The sequence below is a fragment of the Seonamhaeicola algicola genome, assembly GCF_007997385.1.
Taxonomy (GTDB): Bacteria; Bacteroidota; Bacteroidia; order Flavobacteriales; family Flavobacteriaceae; genus Seonamhaeicola; species Seonamhaeicola algicola.
This window is the reverse complement of sequence record NZ_VOSC01000012.1, coordinates 21,090-42,307: the sequence shown is the minus strand read 5'-3', so window position 1 is coordinate 42,307 and position 21,218 is coordinate 21,090. Positions and strand designations below refer to the sequence as shown.

The 21,218-nt window shown below is 32.3% G+C and carries 15 protein-coding genes; 7 read left to right on the top strand and 8 right to left on the bottom strand.

Annotation, left to right across the window (positions count from 1 at the left end):
• Positions 1-2: 2 nt before the first annotated feature.
• Positions 3-1,319, top strand: a complete 1,317-nt coding sequence (locus FUA26_RS02730) for a RagB/SusD family nutrient uptake outer membrane protein (RefSeq protein WP_246109057.1) — start codon at positions 3-5, stop codon at positions 1,317-1,319.
• A gap of 69 nt (positions 1,320-1,388) precedes the next feature.
• Here FUA26_RS02730 and FUA26_RS02725 read toward each other — a convergent pair whose 3' ends face one another.
• The 4 genes from FUA26_RS02725 to FUA26_RS02710 are packed head-to-tail and all read right to left on the bottom strand — an operon-like array spanning position 1,389 to position 8,066.
• Complete coding sequence (locus FUA26_RS02725; protein WP_147131244.1) at positions 1,389-4,922, bottom strand: efflux RND transporter permease subunit; 3,534 nt, start codon at positions 4,920-4,922, stop codon at positions 1,389-1,391.
• A 35-nt stretch (positions 4,923-4,957) separates the two neighbouring features.
• A complete protein-coding gene (locus tag FUA26_RS02720; RefSeq protein ID WP_147131242.1) occupies positions 4,958-6,124 on the bottom strand; it encodes an efflux RND transporter periplasmic adaptor subunit in 1,167 nt (388 codons plus the stop codon).
• Positions 6,125-6,130: 6 nt separating this feature from the next.
• Positions 6,131-7,456 (bottom strand): TolC family protein, encoded by a 1,326-nt coding sequence (locus tag FUA26_RS02715; protein ID WP_147131239.1) that lies wholly within the window; start codon positions 7,454-7,456, stop codon positions 6,131-6,133.
• Positions 7,457-7,460: 4 nt separating this feature from the next.
• Complete coding sequence (locus tag FUA26_RS02710; protein WP_147131236.1) at positions 7,461-8,066, bottom strand: TetR/AcrR family transcriptional regulator; 606 nt, start codon at positions 8,064-8,066, stop codon at positions 7,461-7,463.
• A gap of 123 nt (positions 8,067-8,189) precedes the next feature.
• Here FUA26_RS02710 and FUA26_RS02705 point away from each other — a divergent pair, with 123 nt between their 5' ends.
• Positions 8,190-9,164 (top strand): polyprenyl synthetase family protein, encoded by a 975-nt coding sequence (locus FUA26_RS02705; protein ID WP_147131234.1) that lies wholly within the window; start codon positions 8,190-8,192, stop codon positions 9,162-9,164.
• Positions 9,164-9,511, top strand: coding sequence for a hypothetical protein (locus FUA26_RS02700; RefSeq protein WP_147131231.1), 348 nt, complete (start codon positions 9,164-9,166; stop codon positions 9,509-9,511). The genes FUA26_RS02705 and FUA26_RS02700 overlap by 1 nt, the downstream gene beginning before the upstream one ends.
• Position 9,512: 1 nt before the next feature.
• Here the strand turns inward: FUA26_RS02700 and FUA26_RS02695 are convergent, their stop codons facing one another.
• Positions 9,513-10,010, bottom strand: coding sequence for a c-type cytochrome (locus tag FUA26_RS02695; RefSeq protein ID WP_147131229.1), 498 nt, complete (start codon positions 10,008-10,010; stop codon positions 9,513-9,515).
• 330 nt (positions 10,011-10,340) lie between these two features.
• Here FUA26_RS02695 and FUA26_RS02690 point away from each other — a divergent pair, with 330 nt between their 5' ends.
• Both FUA26_RS02690 and odhB read left to right on the top strand, forming a co-directional pair.
• Positions 10,341-13,079 carry a 2-oxoglutarate dehydrogenase E1 component gene (locus FUA26_RS02690; RefSeq protein ID WP_147131226.1) on the top strand — a complete coding sequence of 913 codons (2,739 nt, stop codon included), beginning with the start codon at positions 10,341-10,343 and terminating at the stop codon, positions 13,077-13,079.
• A gap of 41 nt (positions 13,080-13,120) precedes the next feature.
• Entirely contained in the window at positions 13,121-14,332 is a 1,212-nt protein-coding gene (gene odhB, locus FUA26_RS02685) for a 2-oxoglutarate dehydrogenase complex dihydrolipoyllysine-residue succinyltransferase (protein WP_147131223.1), read from the top strand.
• A 54-nt stretch (positions 14,333-14,386) separates the two neighbouring features.
• On the opposite strand, the gene FUA26_RS02680 is transcribed toward odhB, so the two are convergent.
• The 3 genes from FUA26_RS02680 to FUA26_RS02670 all read right to left on the bottom strand — a co-directional run bounded on the left by FUA26_RS02680 (position 14,387) and on the right by FUA26_RS02670 (position 19,310).
• A complete protein-coding gene (locus FUA26_RS02680) occupies positions 14,387-17,644 on the bottom strand; it encodes a VCBS repeat-containing protein (RefSeq protein WP_147131220.1) in 3,258 nt (1,085 codons plus the stop codon).
• A gap of 541 nt (positions 17,645-18,185) precedes the next feature.
• Positions 18,186-18,818, bottom strand: coding sequence for a response regulator (locus FUA26_RS02675; RefSeq protein WP_147131217.1), 633 nt, complete (start codon positions 18,816-18,818; stop codon positions 18,186-18,188).
• A gap of 48 nt (positions 18,819-18,866) precedes the next feature.
• Entirely contained in the window at positions 18,867-19,310 is a 444-nt protein-coding gene (locus FUA26_RS02670; protein ID WP_147131215.1) for a retropepsin-like aspartic protease, read from the bottom strand.
• Between the two features lie 76 nt (positions 19,311-19,386).
• Here FUA26_RS02670 and FUA26_RS02665 point away from each other — a divergent pair, with 76 nt between their 5' ends.
• Both FUA26_RS02665 and FUA26_RS02660 read left to right on the top strand, forming a co-directional pair.
• Positions 19,387-20,154 carry a TatD family hydrolase gene (locus FUA26_RS02665; protein WP_147131213.1) on the top strand — a complete coding sequence of 256 codons (768 nt, stop codon included), beginning with the start codon at positions 19,387-19,389 and terminating at the stop codon, positions 20,152-20,154.
• Positions 20,155-20,157: 3 nt separating this feature from the next.
• On the top strand, positions 20,158-21,186 hold the full coding sequence (locus tag FUA26_RS02660; RefSeq protein WP_147131210.1) for an asparaginase: 1,029 nt from the start codon (positions 20,158-20,160) through the stop codon (positions 21,184-21,186).
• Positions 21,187-21,218: the final 32 nt, after the last annotated feature.

The window sequence follows — 21,218 nt, the reverse complement described above, 5'->3', positions numbered from 1 at the left end:
TTATGAAAAAAAGATTTATAAAAAGTATATTACTTTGTACTACTTTATTGTTGATGTGTTGTGAGCTAGATGAAGTCACTAACCCCAATGCAGCAACCATAGATAGCGTGCAAAATGGAGCCACACAAGCCGATATACAGTTGTTAGCTGTTGGTTTAGAGTCTGTTATGAGAAATGATCTAGAATATCATTATGATACAGTGAGTATTTTAGGTAGAGATTATTATGATTTAACAAGTGTAGATCCCAGGTATACAGGAGAATTACTAAAAGGCCCTTTAGATAATAATGGGTTTTTAACAACCAGAGCTTATGCAGCTTGGTATAAAATTATAAAAGCTGCGAATGTTTTAATTGAAGCGGTAGAAAACTCTGCAGCAGGTTTTGATGATGAAGTTAAAAACAGTTATTATGGTTATGCTAAAACAATAAAAGCTTATGCATTATTAATGGTGGCTAACAGGCAATACACAAATGGTATTCGTTTAGAAGTTTCAGATCCTAACAACCTTGGCCCAATTGTAGATTATGCTGATGCTCTTGCAGGAATAAAAACAATGCTAGAAGAGGCAGCAACAAATTTAAGTACTGCTGGTGATAGTTTTGATTTTTCTTTAAGTTCAGGTTATGATGGTTTTAATACACCTGAAACTTTCATGCAATTCAATAAAGCTTTGCAAGCAAGACTAGCACTATATCAAAATGATAAAACTGCTGCATTAACTGCGTTATCAGATTCGTTTTTTGATATGGATGGTGATTTGTGGAATGGACCTGCTCATGTTTTTGGAGCTACAGGTAATGATATTTTGAACAATCAATTTCATATTTTAGTTAATAGTGGTATAGGTGATGCTTTTATGGTGCACCCTAGTTGGGTTAATGATGCTGAATCAGGTGATACTAGAGTTTCTAGTAAATCGCAACTTTTTGAGCCAGGAACTAGAACTTTTGATGGTTTAACTTCAGATTATCAAGTGGCTCTTTATAAAAGTAATGTAGACCCTGTATATTTAATTAGAAACGAAGAGTTGCTTTTAATTTATGCTGAAGCTCAAATAGGAACAGATGCTAATGCTGCTGTTGAAGCTATAAATGTAATAAGAAATGCAGCAGGTATAGGCAACTATACTGGAGCTACAGATGACGCGTCACTTCTTGATGAGGTCTTAAAACAAAGACGATATTCTTTGTTTGCTGAAGGACACCGTTGGGTAGACTTAAGAAGATTAAATAGATTTAATGAAATTCCATTAGACAGACCAGGCGACGATAGGATAGACGCTTTCCCAACACCATTTACTGAAACAGGTTTTTAACCTTATAATATTTCAAAATAAAAAAAGGCGGTGTTATATAACAATAACACCGCCTTTTTGGTTTTAAACTTAAGCATCTTCAAGTCTTTTATCCATATTAAACACGTGTTTTTCAGTGTTTAAATCTTCAAATACTCTGTCTTTGTATAACCACATTTTAAATTTAGTTACCAAGTAAAATAAAATAGGTACAACAATAAGTGTTAAAAATGTTGCTACTAATAAGCCATAAATAACTGTCCAAGCTAATGGCCCCCAGAAAATTACGTTGTCTCCACCCATGTAAATATGCGGGTTAAACTCACTAAATAATGTAAAGAAATTAATGTTTAAACCTGTTGCTAGTGGTATTAATCCTAAAATAGTGGTAATGGCAGTTAGTAATACAGGGCGTAAACGGGCTTTTCCTCCTTTAACAATAGCTTCTAAAAGTTCGTTATTAGGTATGTATGCATTTTCTTCTAAATCATGCTCTACCTTTTTTCTGTCAATTAAAAGTTGTGTATAATCTAATAAAACAACACCATTATTTACAACAATACCAGCTAATGATATAATACCCATCATAGTCATCATGATAACAAATGAGCTTCCTGTTGCAACAATACCACCAAATACGCCAATTAAACTTAAAAATATAGCTAGCATAATAATGCCTGGTTTAGAGATAGAGTTAAACTGAAATATTAGTATAAAGAATATTAAACCAAGACCCGTAAAGAATGCACCCATTAAAAAGGCCATTTGTTTATTTTGTTCTTCAATTTGCCCAGTATAATCTATTTTAACGCCATCTGGTTTTTCAGTAAAACCATCCATTTCATCTTGAATTTTAGAAACAATGGCGGCAGCATCAGTAAAACCAGGTGCTAATGCAGAGTAAAGGGTTACAACACGCCTAACATCTTTATGTTTAATAGCGCTAAAGCCAGAACTGTTGCTTTGTTTTGCAACGGTTGAAACAGGTATTTCTTTTACTTGGCCAGAAGCCATGTCTCTAAACGTTATTTTCTGATTGAAAAGCGCGCTAGTGTTATAGCGGTTTTCTTCATTGAAACGCACGTAAATATCATAATCTTCACCATCTTTTTTGTAAATGCCAGCTTTAGCCCCAAAGATAGAATTACGTAATTGCTGGCCTACTTGTCCGGCGCTAATACCTAATTCACCTGCTTTTTTTCTATCAACAGTTACTTGCATTGATGGTTTAGATTTGTTTACATCAATTTTAAGTTCATCAATACCTTGAATGTTTTTAGTGTTGATAAAATCACGCATTTTTTCGGCAGTTGTAATTAATTCTGCATAATCTTCACCTTCTAATTCTACATTAATAGGGTAACCTGCAGGTGGCCCAACAGCGTCTTTTTCTACAGAAATGGCTACACCAGGATAAATATCTTTTAAGTTTTCTTGTACTTTTTTTAGAAGCACATTACTATCGGCGCCATCTCTAAATTTATACTCACGCATGGTGGCCGTAATTTTTCCTCTATGTGGCATTTCAGCTTGCGATCCACCATCGGTTTGAGGGTTTCCTGCGCCTTCGCCAACTTGCGATACGGCACTTTCAGTTAAAAAATTGAAATCGCCATTCATATAAGCATCTTGGTTTATAATTGTGTAAACACGCGCTTCAATTTCTTTTGTAATAGCGTTAGTTTTTTTAATATCTGTACCTTCAGGATATTCAATGTAAACTATAATTTGATTTGGTGTGTTGTCAGGGAAAAACTCCACTTTTGTGCGTTGGCTACCAACTGAAGCGCCAAAGCCCATGAATGCAATAATTAATAATACAAACGTACTAACAGTTATTATTATTGGTTTTTTTCCGCCTAAAGCAAAACGTAATGATTTTTCGTACCAGCGTTCCCAAATGGGAAGTATTTTATTTTGAAAACTGTTTGACCAATTTCTTAAAAGTAAACGGTAAACCCACAGCATGATTACTGTAACAATCATTAGTGTGCCTAAACCACGGTAAGCGCCACCAAATATTAATATGATTAGGCCAATACCGCCAACAATAGCTGATATTTTTATGATACTTTTTAGTGGCATTTCTTTGTCTTCGGTAGTCATGAATTCTGAAACCATTACCGAGTTGAAAAAGATGGCTACAAATAAGGAAGAGCCTAATACAACAGAAAGGGTTATAGGGAAATAAATCATGAATTGCCCCATGACACCGGGCCATAAACCTAACGGAATAAAAGCTGCCACGGTTGTTGCTGTTGAAATAATGATAGGGAATGCTATTTCGCCAATACCTTTTTTAGCAGCTTCAACTCTACTCATGCCCTCTTCATCCATTAATCGGTATACGTTTTCAACTACAACAATACCATTATCTACTAGCATACCTAAGCCCATAATTAAACCAAACAATATCATAGTATTCATGGTGTAACCAAACATATTCAAAATCATTAAAGACATGAACATAGACATTGGTATGGCAAAACCGACAAATAAAGCGTTTTTAAAGCCTAAAAAGAACATTAAAACGGTAACAACTAGTATGATACCAAATATGATGTTATTTACTAAATCATCAACCTGACCAATGGTTTTTGATGACTGATCATTGGCAATGGTTACTGTTAAATCTGGTGGGAAAACGTTTTCAATGGCATCATCAACAATAACACGAATTTTATCGGCTGCATCTACCATGTTTTCACCGGCACGTTTTTTTACGTCAAGCATTACAACTTCATGACCAAACTCACGGGCATAAGTAGTTTTATCTTCGTCTTTAAAGCTTACTTTTGCTACATCTTTTAAGTAAATAGCGTTGTTGTTTTCAGATTTTACAACAAAGTTTTCTAATTCACTTGGGTTTTCAATTTCACCAATAATTCTAATGGTTCTGCGTTGGCCACTGCTAATTAAATTGCCTGCAGACATGGTTACGTTTTCACGGTTAATGGTGTTTATAATATCATCAAAACTTACTTGTGCCGCCATCATTTTGTAAATATCAACAGCTACTTCAACTTCCTTTTCTTGCGCCCCACGAATGTCTACTTGCTTTATTTCAAGTAGGCTTTCAATTTCGTCTTCTAAATATTCGCCAAATTCTTTTAATTTACCAACAGGGTAATCTCCAGAAATGTTAATGTTTAAAATGGGTATTTCTTCAGACATACTTAAGTCGAACACGTTGGGTTCTACTTTAGCGCCGTTAAATGTTGGCCAATCTTCACCTGCAGTTTCAGAGTCTACTTCGTCTTTTACCTTTTGTTTGGCAGCTTCAACACTTATGTTTTCATCAAATTCAACTACAACTATAGAGTAATCTTCTTGTGATGTTGAGGTTATTTCAATAACGTTGCTAACGGTTTTTAGCTTGTCTTCAATAGGGTCTGTTATAAGTTTTTCAATATCTTCGGCAGTGTTACCAGGATATATAGAACTAATGTAGATTTTAGTTTCTTTAATTTCAGGGAAATTTTCTCTAGGCATACTAAAATAAGCACTTGCACCTAAAAATAGAATAAGCGCTATTAAAACATACATGGTTGTTTTGTTGTTTATAGCCCAAGATGATAACCCAAATTCTTTATCTACTTGTTTGTTGTTTTTCTTTTTTGTCATTAGTCTATAGTTTTTAGACGTTTGTGAATTTAGGCCTAAATGGATAAGATTTTTACATCTTGCCCGTCTTTAACGCTTCTTGCGCCTTCATCAATAATTTCATCGCCACTTTTTAAGCCTGAAAGCACTTCAATGTTATCACCTTGTGTTTTACCAGTTTTAATTATTACCCGTTTGGCTTTTGCCATAGCGTCTTTTTTATTAGAAATAATATATACATATTGTTCGCCTTCAGCATTTTCAGAAATGATACTTTGTTTAATTAAAATGGCATTTTCGCTTGTGTAATCATTTACCTTTAGTTTTGCAGTTAGGTTAGGTTTTATGTTGTTGTTTTTGTTGTTTATGGCAACTTCAGCTTTGAAAGTTCGGTTTGCGGGATTGATAAAATTTCCTGCCTGACGAATTTTAGCCTCAATAGTTTTTCCTAAAATAGGAAACTCTACTTCAACATCTTTACCTGGAATAACGTTTGAAATGTAGCGCTCAGGCACATCAGTTTCAATATACATATCTTGTAAGTTTACAATTCTGAAAAGCATTGATTGCCCTGGAGCTACAACTGTACCTTCTTCAGTAATTACGTCATCTATTGTGCCAGTAAAAGGCGCTCTAACTAGTGTTTTGCCTACTTGTTGTTGTAATTGACTAACGGCTTGCTCTTGTGCTTCGTAAGCCGATTTTGCTTGCAAATATTGAATTTCGCTACCTATTTTTTGGCTCCAAAGTCTTTCTTGACGTTCAAAAGTAGTTTTAGCTAAATCTGTTTGAATTTTTAACTGCGCTAATTGTTGACTTAAACCACCATCATCAATTTTAGCAAGTATTTGCCCTTTGCTAACTTTTTGCCCATCTTTTACGTATACTTTAGTCAATAACCCAGAATATTCAGGGTAAATAACCACATTTTGTTTTGTGCTTACGTTTCCTTGTAGCTCAACGTAGTGGTTAAAAACAGTTTCTTTAGCGGTAAATGTTGTAATTAAAGGTACTTTTTCTAGCGGATCTAAAATTTTTATTTCTTTTTCTAATTGCTTTAATTGAGTAGCAATTTCTTGAGCAGCCACATCAAGTTCGTTTTTCTTTTTTCTAATAAGCTGTAAATCTTTTGAAGCAATAATATCTTCAACAGATTGTTTTTTGCCTCCACCACAAGATGTTAATATTATGGCGCTAAATACGGTTAAATAAATATATTTCATGATGGGTTATTGTTTTATATTTAATAAGTTTTTAAGTGTTGCTTTTTTGTTTATTACATCAATAATAGCTTGTAAATACTCTTGTTGGCTTGTGTATAGTTGGGTTTGGGCTTGCCTTAAATCAAAACTACTAGCAATACCTTCTTTATATTTTATGGTATTTTTGCGTTCAATTTTTTCGGCTAGAGCTAGGTTTTTTTGTTTGTTGTTGTAGGTATCAATAGCTAACTGGTAATCATTTTTAGCGTTTTTAAACTCAATAGATAATTGGTTTTCAGTATCAATTAAGTTGTTTTTTGCAATATCCCATTGAATTTTAGCGCGTTCTCTTCTTGCTTTACCCCCAAATGATGTGAAAATTGGAACGGTAAGTTTTACGCCTCCTGCGGTAGTAAACAACCAGTCTTGTTCTGGTTTAAAGTAGTTTGAAAACGAGTTGCTATAGCCTAGGTAGTTTGATGTAATAAAGGCATTTAGTTTAGGTAATTGTTCAGACTGTTCAAGTTTGTATTCTAAGCGTTTACTTTCAACATCATTTAAGGCTATTTTGTAATCTATATTATTACTTACAGGGTGTGTGTCACTTATTAAATTTAATGCTATGTTTTCTAGCACCAAACTATCTAGTGTGTCAGTTAGTGTTATGGTTTCGTTTTGGTTTATGCCTAATAATATTTTTAAATAGCCTTTTGAAATATCAAACAAAGTTTCTAAACTTCGTAAGTTGTTTTCTAAACTAGATAGTGTAAGTTGAAGTTGCTCTACATCTTCTTCTTCGGTTAAACCATTTTCAAATATTTTTTGTGTTTCGTTTAAGTTTTCAGTTAAAACTTTAATGTTATTTTTTGTAATAACAATGCTTTCTTTTGTTAATAAAGCATTATTGTAAGCGCTAACCACGTTAGTTTCTATGGTGTTTACAGTTTTGTCTTTTGCATTTTTTGATATTTCTAAAAATACTTTGTTAGACTGTAAACCTACAATATAACCACCATCAAAAAGTAATTGGTTTAAAGTTACGCTAGGCGTTAAATTATGCTTTGGAAATAAAAACCTAAATGGGTCATCTTCTGGTAATGTATTTATATCAAAAGGTGTTTTAATATTTATAGAATAATCTACAGCACCATTAATTTGGGGTAAGCCGCGTGCAGTGGTTTCCCAAACTTGTTGTTCGGCGGCTAAAATATCTAGCGCTGCATTTTTTATAGTTCGGTTGTTTTCTAAGGCATAATTTATGGCCTCTTGCAAAGAAAAACTATGTTTGTTTTCTTGTGCAAAAACACCATGTATACATAGAAAACTAAAAAATAATACTAATTGGTTTTTCATGTTTTTATGATTGATTTGACTTTATGTATTTGTTTAATATTTCAAAACCCTTATCGGTTACAATGGCTCTTAAATGGTATTCTAAATAACTTTCAATAAGGTATTCCATATCATATTCTGTTGAAGGAAAAAGCGATTCGTCTTTTATACCCATCATACCGTTGTAATACATTCTTGCAATAAAATCTACGTTAATACTATCTCTAAACAAACCCGTTTTTACGCCTTTTTCAAGGCTGTTTTTTACAGAGCCAAACATTTTATTAAACTGTTTAACTTTTAGCTGATTGAAAATATTGAGATAGTATTTTTTTAATTGGTATTGTGGAGATGTTTTTTCGTTTTTTAAATGTTGTAAAACAAATAACTTAATATCGTAAAGTTCTTCAATTGGGTTGGCCGATGTGTTATAAATACCATCAATACCTTGGCAAATATTCTCAAAAACAGAAAATGTTACGGCTTCAACCAATTTAGTTTTATTAGCAAAATGTACATAGATGGTTTTTTTTGATATGCCCATTTCATTAGCAATATCATCCATTGTAACGCTTTTAAAACCAAGTGTTAAAAATAAATTTGCGGCTTTATCTATAATTTTCTCTCTCATAAGTGGCGCAAAAATACTTCAGGAAACTAAAAAAACAAAAAAAGTTTCCTAAGTTTTACTTTTTTTTAACACTAACTTTACTTGAAGTGTATTTAATACGGCTAATTAATTTATTTTTGCCACATGTTATCAATAGAAAAATACCAAGAAGCCTTTTTAAATTTTTTAAAAACAAACAATTTTGAAAGGCAGCCAAAAGGTTTGTATAATCCTGTAAATTATATTTTAGGTTTGGGTGGTAAGCGCTTAAGGCCTGTTTTAACACTTATGTGTGCCGATATTTTTCAAGGCAGTTACCAAAAGGCATTAAAAGCAGCCATGGCGGTTGAGGTGTTTCATAATTTTACATTGGTACATGATGATATTATGGACGATGCGCCCTTAAGAAGAGGAAAGGTTACCGTACATGAAAAATGGGATATAAATACAGGTATTTTATCTGGCGATGCTATGCTAATTTTAGCGTACCAGCTTTTTGAAGATTATGATGCTAATACTTTTAAAGCACTTACAAAGTTATTTAGTGAAACCGCATTGCAAGTTTGCGAAGGCCAACAATATGATGTAGATTTTGAAACCAGAAATGATGTAACCATTGCAGAATATTTAACAATGATAGAGTATAAAACAGCTGTTTTAGTAGCAGCTGCAATGCAAATGGGGGCAATTATTGCTGAAGCAGATATTAAGAACCAACAAAGTATTTACCAATTTGGACGCAATTTAGGCATAGCATTTCAGTTGCAAGACGATTATCTTGATGCATTTGGAAACCCCGAAACCTTTGGTAAACAAGTTGGGGGCGATATTATAGAAAACAAAAAAACCTATTTGTATTTAAAAGCATTAGAGTTTGCTGATGCCAATGAAAAACAAAGGCTCATTCATCTATTTAATACTGAAACTACAAAAACGGAAGAAAAAATATTTGCTGTAAAAGAATTATTCAAATCTACCGGCGCTGCAAAAGCAACTAAACAAGCTGTGGCAGAATATACTAATAAAGCTTTTAAGGTGTTAGAAGTTTTAGATATTTCAGAAGATAAAAAGCAATTATTAAAAACTTTTGGCAGTAACCTAATGCGCCGTAATGTGTAATGCAGTTGCCAACTACATTTAATAATTTAATAGAAGAAGCTAATAGGCTTAATTTGTATAAAAAACTTGTAAAACAAATTAATAAAGATTTTTTATATGCTAATGTAGATTTAGATTTTCATGAAGATATTTTGCCTTCAAGTTTAAAAATTATGCTTCATGAAACTGTTTATAAACTCATACAAGAAAAATTTGCCGATTATTTAAACTTACTCTACATAGTTGATGTGTCTGAAAAAGCCGTAAAAGCTTTAAGTGGTGATGATGTTGTTAAATTAGCTGAAAACGTATCATTTCTTATCTTAAAACGCGAATGGCAAAAGGTGTGGTTTCGTAATTGCTATTAATTTATAGCGTTCTAAAATATTCAAGTATAGCCCTAGCGTCAGTTTCAGTTAAATCTTGTTTTGGCATTATTGTGCCATCAAATTCATTAAATAATGCTTTTGCAAGCGTATCTTTTTCAATCATTTCAATAGGGTTTAGTAATATGTTCATAACCCATTCAGGTGAGCGCCTTTTTAAAATATCTTTTGGTGCTGGTCCAATAAATTTTTTATCGGTTTTATGGCAAGCGGCACATAATTTTTTAAAGCGTTCTTTACCATGTGTAGCCATGGTTTGGTTTATTGTATGTTGTAGTGTAATGCTGCTAATGGGGCCAATACCCTTATTGGTTAAATGTATTTGTTTTGATGGCGGCACATTATCAGTACTTTTGTTTTGTGTTTTGGCGGTTTCTGTACTTTTTTCTTGGTACGTAAAACCATTGTTTTCTTTTTGCTTTTCTTTACAAGCTAAAACGGTTAAACAAATAACAAGTAGTAGTTTAAATAATGGTTTCATAAGTTGCTATTAGGTTTTTAGCAAATTTAAAAACATGCACAACCAAAAATTATGATAAATATCAACTTACAATTGTTATAAGCTTGTTAAAATATAGTTTGTTCTATTTGTTAAAATTTAAAATTATTTTTGCGTTATTTATCATTTGTTTTGGTAAATATGTAATTTTTATTAAAAACCATTGAAAAAGATTAAATAATTAACAATTTATAGAATGTAATTGTTAAAAGTAGTTTAATAGCTTTTAATTATTGTAAAACAAAGTCTTAATTTTTATAAAAGTTGTATTTTTGATGAATGTTTTTTAAGACGAGTTAGGATAAAAAAATAATGGACAGATATTCCTTTTTAAATGCAGCACATACGGCTTATTTTGCCGATTTGTATGAGCAATATTTACAAAACCCTGATAGTGTAGAACCTAGTTGGAGAGCTTTTTTTCAAGGGTATGATTTTGGTAGCGAAAGTTATGGTTTAAATGGTGAAATACTTGAAGGTGTTTCTACCCAAATGCCAGAGCAACTTCAAAAAGAGTTTCAAGTTGTTAAACTTATTGATGGTTACAGAATGCGCGGGCATTTGTTTACTAAAACAAACCCCGTTAGAGAAAGACGTACTTATAAACCAACTTTAGAGCTTCACAATTTCGGGCTTTCCGAAAACGATTTAGATACCGTTTTTAACGCCGGTGAAGTTTTAGGGCTAAAAGCACAAACACTTCGTGAAATACTAAAACACCTTGAGTTAATTTATTGTGATTCTATTGGTGTTGAATACATGTATTTGCGTAACCCTGAGGTTATTAAGTGGTGGCAAGACAAGCTTAATGTTAATGATAACCATCCGCAATACTCAGCCGATACTAAAAAGTATATTCTTTCAAAACTAAACCAAGCGGTAAATTTTGAAAACTTTTTACAAACAAAATATGTTGGGCAAAAACGTTTTTCTTTAGAAGGAGGCGAGTCGTTAATACCAGCAATTAGTAATGCGCTTTACAATGCAGTTGAAAAATACGGTGTTAAAGAGTGCGTGTTAGGTATGGCGCACCGTGGTAGGTTAAGCACACTAGTAAATATTTTTAGAAAACCATTACACGAACTTTTTAGTGAGTTTGAAGGTAAAGATTTTGAAGATCAAAATATTGATGGTGATGTAAAATACCACTTAGGTTTAACGTTAAATAAAACCTACCAAAACGGAAAAAACATAAAAATGAATTTAGTGCCTAATCCTTCGCACTTAGAAACTGTTGGTCCGGTTGCAGAAGGTATAACACGCGCTAAAATAGATAACGATTATAACGGCGATGACTCAAAAATACTACCAATATTAGTACACGGTGATGCCGCCATTGCGGGTCAAGGTATTGTGTATGAGGTAGCGCAAATGAGCAAGCTAAACGGCTACAAAACTGGTGGTACCATTCATATAGTTGTTAACAACCAAATAGGGTTTACAACAAACTATCTAGATGCGCGCTCAAGTACATATTGTACTGATGTTGCAAAAGTTACACTATCACCAGTAATGCACGTAAATGCTGATGATGCCGAAGCTGTAGCGCATGCTATTGAAATGGCGTTAGACTACAGAATGCGTTTCAAAAAAGATGTGTATATAGATTTGTTAGGTTACAGAAAGTATGGGCATAATGAAGGAGATGAGCCTAGATTTACACAGCCTAAACTTTATAAAAATATAGCAAAACACCCTAATCCGTTTAAAATTTATTCAGATAAATTAATTGCAGAAGGTACTATTAATAAAACATATTCTGAAGCAATAGTTGCTGAGTTTAAAGAGCGTTTAGAAAGCGAATACACTAAAGCAAAAGAAGCTGATGCATCAAAAGTGCGTGAGTTTATGGAAGAACGCTGGACAAACTTTACACGCCGCGGTTTAGATGCTATGTTAGAAGAAACAAATACAGCATACTCTGAAGAAGGATTAAAACAAATTTCAAAAGTAGTTTCAACAGTGCCAGAAGGTGTTAAGTTTTTACGAAAAGCTGAACGCATTCTTCAAGGTAGAGAAAAAATGGTTTTTGAAACCGATACTTTAGATTGGGGAATGGCCGAAACTTTAGCCTACGGAAGTTTACTTGAAGAAGGTTTTAATGTTAGAATTTCAGGGCAAGATGTTGAGCGCGGTACCTTTAGTCACCGTCACGCTATTTTACGTGATGAAATTTCAGAAGAACGTATCAATTTATTAAACACAAACCCAAATAATAAAGGCGAAATGTACATTTACAATTCGTTTTTATCTGAATACGGTGTGTTAGGTTTTGATTATGGTTACGCCATGGCAAACCCAAATACATTAACCATTTGGGAGGCTCAGTTTGGAGATTTTAGTAACGGTGCTCAAATTATTTTTGATCAATATTTAAGTGCTGCTGAAGATAAATGGAAAGCCCAAAATGGTGTTGTGGTGCTATTACCTCACGGTTATGAAGGTCAAGGTTCAGAGCATTCATCAGCACGAATGGAACGTTATTTACAATTATGTGCTAATGATAATATGATTGTGGCCGATTGTACAACACCTGCAAATTTTTTCCATTTATTACGCAGGCAAATGAAGCGTGATTACCGTAAGCCATTAATTGTTTTCACACCAAAAAGTTTACTAAGGCATCCAAAAGCTGTTTCATCAATAAAAGCTTTAGCTAACGGAAGTTTCCAAGAGGTAATTGATGATACAATTACACCAGAAACAGTTAAAAAAATGGTGTTCTGTACAGGTAAATTTTATTATGAATTATTAGAAGAAAGAGAGGCGCAAAATAGAAACGATGTAGCTATTGTTAGAATAGAGCAATTATTCCCGCTTCACACTAATAAAATACAGTCTATAATAAACCGTTACCCCAATGTAGAAAAATATGTTTGGGCACAAGAAGAGCCAAAAAATATGGGAGCATGGGGTCATATAGCACAACGCTTAAACTTAGTTAAGTTAGAGGTGTGCGCAAGACCATACAATTCAGTACCGGCCCCAGGTTCTAGCGCCAGAGATAAAGCAAGACAACGTAAAGTTATTGAAGACGTTTACAATATATAAGTTAAATAAGAGCAAATTATACAATTAAAATTATTACAGAGATGATTTTAGAAATGAAAGTACCATCGCCAGGAGAATCTATTACCGAAGTAGAAATTGCTACATGGTTAGTAGAAGATGGAGATTATGTTGAAAAAGATCAGGCTATTGCCGAAGTAGATAGTGACAAAGCAACGCTTGAGCTTCCTGCCGAAGTTAGTGGTACCATAACACTAAAAGCAGAAGAAGGTGATGCCGTTGCTGTTGGCGCAGTAGTTTGCCTTATTGATACAAGTGCTGAAAAACCAGAAGGCGATGCAGCTGCCAAAACTGAGGACAAAGACGAAGTACCAAAAGCAGAAGCTAAACCAGAACCAACAAAACAAGATACAACTTATGCCACGGGTACAGCAAGTCCTGCTGCTAAAAAAATATTAGCAGAAAAAGGTATAGAAGCTTCTACAATACAAGGTACAGGTAAAGATGGCAGGGTAACTAAAGATGATGCTATTAAAGCAGTGCCATCAATGGGAACTCCAACAGGAGGTAGCCGTGGTACTTCTAGAAGTAAAATGTCTATGCTACGCCGTAAAGTAGCTGAACGTTTAGTTGAAGCTAAAAATACAACCGCCATGTTAACAACGTTTAACGAAGTTGACATGTCTCCAATATTTGCTTTAAGAAGTGAATATAAAGAAACATTTAAAGCTAAGCATGGTGTTAGTTTAGGGTTTATGAGTTTCTTTACACTGGCTGTTGTGCGTGCATTAAAAATGTATCCGGCGGTAAATTCTATGATAGACGGTAAAGAAATGTTATCATATGATTTCTGCGATATTAGTATTGCAGTTTCTGGCCCCAAAGGGTTAATGGTACCAGTAATTAGAAATGCCGAAAACTTAAGTTTTAGAGGTGTAGAATCTGAAGTTAAGCGCTTAGCATTAAGAGCTAGAGATGGCCAAATTACGGTTGATGAAATGACAGGAGGAACTTTTACAATTACTAATGGTGGTGTATTTGGTAGTATGTTATCTACACCAATAATTAACCCGCCACAAAGTGGTATTTTAGGAATGCACAATATTGTTGAGCGCCCCGTAGCTGTTAATGGTAAAGTAGAAATTAGACCAATTATGTACGTAGCATTATCTTATGACCATAGAATTATTGATGGTAAAGAAAGTGTTGGGTTTTTAGTGGCTGTTAAAGAGGCTTTAGAAAATCCTATTGAAATATTAATGAACAATGATGTTAAAAAGGCTTTAGAGCTTTAATAACAATTGTTTAATTAATAAAAAAACCTGTTAGATTTCTAACAGGTTTTTTTATTAATTAAATGTTATAACTGATAATGGTTCATTGGCATTTAATATAAGTAAGTGCGTTTTCCCTTTAATTGTAATTTTTTCAATAGCCAAAGCATCATTATTATTAATTACTGTATTTGGGTGCAAGATATTTAATGAATTGGTGTCATTTCTTGATAGTATATAGCCTTTGCTGGCATCATACCTAATGGTTTCAACCTCTGCGTTGTAAACACCACCAATACCTATTATCTCAGGTGTTTTATCATTGTTTATATCAATAAATTCAGCATCTGATGTTGGAGCAAATTGTGCCTTTTTTGGTAGTTTTGTAAACTCTAAATTACCATTGTTGTTCTCAATAAAATATGAACTAAAACTTGTGGCTTCAAGATGAAGGGCGCTTTCTAAAGTTTCTTTACCATAAACGTCAAAAAGATTTGAATTAGCAAATTGTTTATAGGTTTCAATTTTTTCTTTTATAAATGGTGTTTGTTCAGTTGAGCATTCTTTGCCTCTAATGGGGTATAGTTGACCTTGTGAAGTTTTACTTAAAGCAAAATCATAACTGTTGTTATCGTCAAAATTATTTGCATAGATGTGAAGAGGTGATTTTTTTGATGGATGAAATTTATTGTTCTCACCAAAGTTGCCTACTAGGTAATCATCATCACCATCATTATCAAAATCAAAAGCTTTTATAGTTTGATACCAACCATTTTCAGAGTTTATATTGTGTTTAGTGAAACGGCCATTATTGTTGTTAAATACTGTTATTGGCATCCATTCTCCAGCTATAATTAAATCGTTATCACCATCGTTATCATAATCTGAAAATAGGGCATCATTAACTAAGCCTGTGTATTTTGCAGCTTCAGCTAAATTGTTTATAACATTTACAAAGGAACCATTTTTATTTTCTAATAAATATGACTGTGGAATTTTTGGATACTCTCCAGGTATAACACGTCCTCCAACAAATACATCAAAATCACCATCATTATCAAAATCATCAATAGCAATAGCTTTTGTAACGGTAAGCATTTTAGGAAGTAATCCTTTTTTAAATAAACCTTTACCGTTATTTATGTACAGTCTATCTTGTAATAGTTTGCTGTTTTTTGGTTGGCTATAATTTCCAGATGATACATATAAATCTAAATCACCATCATTATCAGCATCAAAAAATTTGGCATTATTGTCATTAAAAGCTTTATCCTTTATAAATTGAGGTTGATTTGTTTTGTTAAATGTTCCGTTTTCATTTTGAATGTAAAGTTCAGCTGGAAATCCTATGGTGTTTCCTATAAAAATATCATCAAAACCATCATTATTTACATCAGCAACAGCCAAAGCGTTATCTATGGTTGATTGTTTTTGCGGAAGTAATACTTGAAGTTTAAAATCATTAAAACGTACTTGTTTGTGTTTATATGTTATTCCAATATTTTCAGAAGGAATTGTTTTAAAAATATCATTAATTTTTGTTGGCTTAAGTATTTGTTTTTTGGCATTTTTAAATGAAAGTAGCAAAGTGTTGTTAGCTTTTACATTTTTTAGTGTTTGTGTGTTTGTGTTATTCCAAATTACTTTTACACTATCAATAGTTTTTAATTTGCCTAACCCAAAATTTAATGTGTAGCTAATTGATGATTGAAACCCCCTGCTTGGGTATTGTTCTTTTAGTTGTTTATTGTTTTTACTGTAAACAATTACTTTGGCGCCAATAGCATTTACATTGTTTTTGGGGCCTTCAAACTTTACTTTTAAATAATTGTTTTTAGTATTGTTTCTGTAAATTGAAGCAGGACTTGACTGGTTATTAATAATTAAATCTAAATCACCATCATTATCTAAATCAGCATAAGCAGCTCCGTTTGAATTTACTTTTTCATCAAAACCATAACTAGATGAAACATCATTGAAGGTGTAATCTTTATTGTTTATAAACATGTAGTTTGCTAGTTTGGTTGATGGTAGCATCTTAATGGCTTCATCTAAGCTTTCAATTTTCCCTTCTTTAAATTTTTTTCTAAAAGTTTTCCTAAAATCTTGATTGCTTATATCGTGTTTTATACCATTAGCTACAAACAAATCGTTATAACCATCGTTATTAAAATCGGCAAGTAAGGGAGCCCAACTCCAGTCTGTTTTGGCAATGCCAGCAAATTGGCCAATTTCGCTGTATAGACCTTGTTGTGTGTTTAGTTGTAGGGTGTTAGACATGTACTGATAATGAAAGCCATTTTCTACCATTAAATTAAAATTAGCAGTATTCATAGTTGCCATGTTTTCTTTACCACGTTTACGATCTGCTGCAAGCATATCTAAAACAACTAAATCAGGTAGTAAGTCGTTATTTACATCGGCAAAGTCTGAGCCCATGCTATTTGTAGAAATATGCTTAAACCTATTTAAAATATCATCAGTAAATGTTCCGTTTTTATTATTTAAGTAAAGAAAGTCTGGTTCCCAAAAATCATTAGCAACATAGATATCAGGCCAACCATCATTATTAAAGTCGCCTATAGAAGCACTAAGTCCCCAAGCATTATTCTCAATACCAGCTGACCTATTAACACTGTAAAACTTACCATTATCATTTCTTAATAGTTCGTCTGAGTCTTTTAATAGTAGCCTTTTTATATTTTGGGATGTTAAGTGTTTTTCAGAATTAAAATCTATTCTGTGGTTTACTATATAAACATCTAAATCACCATCTTTGTCATAATCAAAAAAATAAGCTTGTGTAGAAAAACTACTGCTATTTAATCTGTATTTAGCTGCTTCTTCTTTAAATGTATTATTTTTTTGGTTTATGTAAAGTTTGTTTTTTCTTGAAAATTCATTTTTTAATGAACCTGATTTGCATACATAAATATCTAACCAACCGTCATTATTAATATCAACCATGGTAACTCCTGTAGACCAGCCATTGTTGTCTTTAACATTGGCAGTTTCAGTAATATCTTCAAAAACAAAATTTCCTTTGTTAATATATAGTTTGTTGCTGTTTTGGTTTGATGTGAAGTAAATATCTTCTAAGCCATCATTATTAATGTCGCCAACCGCTACACCACCTCCATTATAGATGTATGTGTAATTAAGAAAGTTGAATGCTTTGTTTTCTTTAACTGTATTTGTAAATGCTATGTTAGAGTGGCTCTCTGGTATTAATGTAAATGCAGTATTTTTATTAGAGGTATAAGGTTTTGGTTTGTTTTTGCAATTAATAACTAATAACGCAAATACAAGTAGCGGAAGGTGTTTAATATTCATTTTAGTTTAGCTTTAATTACTTTCTGCTTAAAGTTAATAAAGTTAAATGAATTAATAATGAATGATTTAAAAAGTAAAAAGAGAATACTAGGTTGGTAGCATTCTCTTTTTTTGTTATGAGACTAACTCAAATAAAAAGTAGATAAATGTTTATGGAGATAATTATAAGTACAAGTATAGTTAACCCAACTATACAAAATTTTTGTAACACATTATTTTGTTTGTTCATCACTTCCATTAGATAATAGCATTTAGGTTTTAGGTAAAACTCTACGCCATTACAGCGTAGAGTTAAAAATAATTCTATCTCTCAAAAAAGAATTATGTATAGCTTAATAGCACCGTAAAATTATACTTTGTAGTAATGAAAACAAATAAGCAGTTGTACGTATTTTTGTGTAAAAGAGATAAGTTTTTAAAAAGCGAAAGCCCTAGGTTTTAAATAACACTAGAGCTTTCTTATTCTCCCTAAGAACTAATTAATAGCACTGTAAAACTAAGTTATATGAAGCTAAAAAAAAATACGCAGTTCTACGTATTTTTATAAATGCGCTTTATTTAGGTTGGCCCAAATAGATAATGATGTTGGTTTATTATCTAACCCAAGTTTAGCTACAATATTACTACGGTGTTTATCTACTGTTCTGACCGATATTGATAATTCTTCGGCAATATCTTGGCTTGTTTTGTTTTCTGAAATAAGTTTCACAATCCTTAATTCAGATTTTGTAAGCTTTTCTAAATCTTTTAAATGGCTATTTAAAGGGCTAGTATTAAGAAAAGATGCAATTTCTTCACTAAAATAAGGTTTATTGTTAACTACATGTTTAATACAAGTTTCAATTTCTTCAATAGCAAACTCTTTTAAAATGTAACCATAAACATTAAATTTTCTTGCTTGTTCAAAAAGTTCTTCTTCTTTATCAAAAGTTATTAAAATAACTTTGGTGTTAAGGTTGTTTTTTAAACATTCTTCGGCTATTTCTAAACCTGTTTTGTAGGGCATTCTAATATCTAAAATGGCAATTTCAGGTTTTAATTTAACTATTAAGTTGTAGGCTGCTTTACCATCGGTGGCACTGCCAACAATATTAAACCCTTTTGAGGTTAAAAAATCGGTTAAGCCTCGTAGTAAAAGCGGATGGTCATCAGCTATAACAATTGATGTATTCATTTTTAGTTTAGAGAGATAGATGTGTTGGTAAAATTCTAGAATTTAGAACTAAACCTTTAAATATAGGTATTTCTTTTGATAATCTATTATGGCTTTTCCTTTTTTTAAAATATCGGCACCAATAATGCCATCTACAGGTTTCGCGTTATGATTCATTAAAGCGGTGTTCACATGGGTTAAATTAAAAAGCACTAAAATTACTTTGTTATGGCGCCATTTGCCAATTTTAACTTTATTTTTTTTTGACACTTTTGTTTCCATATTTGTAGCGCCAGCACCAGCAGCTTTAATAACGGAATCTTCAGCAATTAATTTAAAGGTTTCAATAGCTTCAAAACCAACACAAGAGCTTGAAGCGCCCGTATCTAAAATAAAAAGTCCTTTTTGCCCATTAATTGATACTTTTATTTCAAAATGATTAGTTTTAGTGAGGTGAAGCTTTACTTTTGTGTAGCCTTGATTTAGTAAAAAATCACGAAGAGAGTTGTCCATTAAACCTTAAATTTATGCCATAAAAATACTATAATAAAAACGATTATTTTTACTAAAAATTATAAATACAATACTTTTGATAATTACTGATACCCATACACACCTATACAGCGAAGCCTTTGACGAAGACAGACATGAAGTGATTAAAAGAGCCTTGGCTGCAAATGTTTCAAGATTTTTCATACCAGCAATAGATTCAACATACACAGCATCAATGTTACAGTTAGAAAAAGATTTTCCTAACAACGTATTTTTAATGATGGGCTTACACCCAACACACGTAAAAGAAAATTTTAAAGAAGAATTATTGCATGTTGAAAACATGCTTGCTAAAAGACATTTTTACGCTGTTGGCGAAATTGGTATAGATTTGTATTGGGATAAAAGCACTTTAAGCATTCAAATAGAAGCCTTCAAGCATCAAATTGCATTGGCAAAAAAATATAAGTTGCCTATAGTAATTCACTGCCGTGATGCTTTTAATGAAATTTTTGAAGTTTTAGAAACTGTAAATGATGAAAATTTATTTGGCATTTTTCATTGTTTTACGGGCACTTTAGAGCAGGCACAACAAGCAATTGCCTACAATATGAAGTTGGGTATAGGTGGTGTTTCAACATTTAAAAATGGAAAAATTGATACATTCCTAAATCAAATAGATTTAAAACATATTGTTTTAGAAACCGATGCACCTTATTTGGCACCAACACCACATAGAGGAAAAAGAAACGAATCCTTATATATTATTCAAGTTTTAGAAAAACTATCAGAAATATATGGTGTTTCAAAAGAAACTATAGCAAATATTACAACTAAAAACTCTAAAGACGTATTTGGTATTTAAAAAATGAAACAAACAAAACCTAATATATTACTCATTTACACTGGTGGAACCATTGGTATGGTTAAAGATTTTAAAACAGGTGCATTAAAGGCATTTGATTTTAAAACGCTTTTAGAAAAAATACCCGAATTGCAGTTGTTGGATTGTAACATTGAAACCGTATCAAACAAACCTATTGACTCTAGTAATATGAATCCGGCCTATTGGGTGCAAATAGCAGAATTAATAGAAAGTAATTATAATAGCTTTGATGGTTTTGTAATATTACATGGTAGTGATACTATGAGTTATACAGCTTCAGCATTAAGTTTTATGCTAGAAAATTTAGCAAAACCCGTAATTTTTACAGGATCGCAATTGCCTATTGGGCATTTACGTACTGATGCTAAAGAAAACCTAATTACATCAATACAAGTAGCATCATTACAAAAAAATGGTATGCCTATAATCCAAGAAGTATGTTTATATTTTGAGTATAAGTTGTATAGGGGTAACCGAACCACAAAAATAAACGCCGAACATTTTCAGGCATTTGCTTCACCAAATTACACAGAGTTGGCAGAATCTGGTGTGCATTTAAAAATAAACGACGAATACTTGTTTAGGCCCCAAAAAAATGAAACTTTTAAAGTACATAAAAACTTAAACAATAATATAGGTTTAATAAAAATGTTTCCAGGTATTACAAAGCAAATAGTTGAAAGTGTTTTTAACGCACCAAATTTAAAAGGTGTAATTTTAGAAACCTACGGAGCTGGAAATTGTACTACCCAAACTTGGTTTATAAATTTACTTGAAGAAAATATTAAAAAAGGTATTCATGTAATAAATATTACGCAGTGTACAGGTGGTAGTGTTATAATGGGGCACTATGAAACAAGTAATATGTTAAAAAAAATAGGCGTAATTTCAGGAAAAGATTTAACCACCGAAGCGGCTATATCTAAATTAATGTACCTCGTTGGTCAGAATATTTCCAAAGAAATGTTCAAATCTACCTATGAAATGGCATTAAGAGGAGAAATGACCTAAAATTAACGTTGTAAAATTTTAAGGTTTAAAGA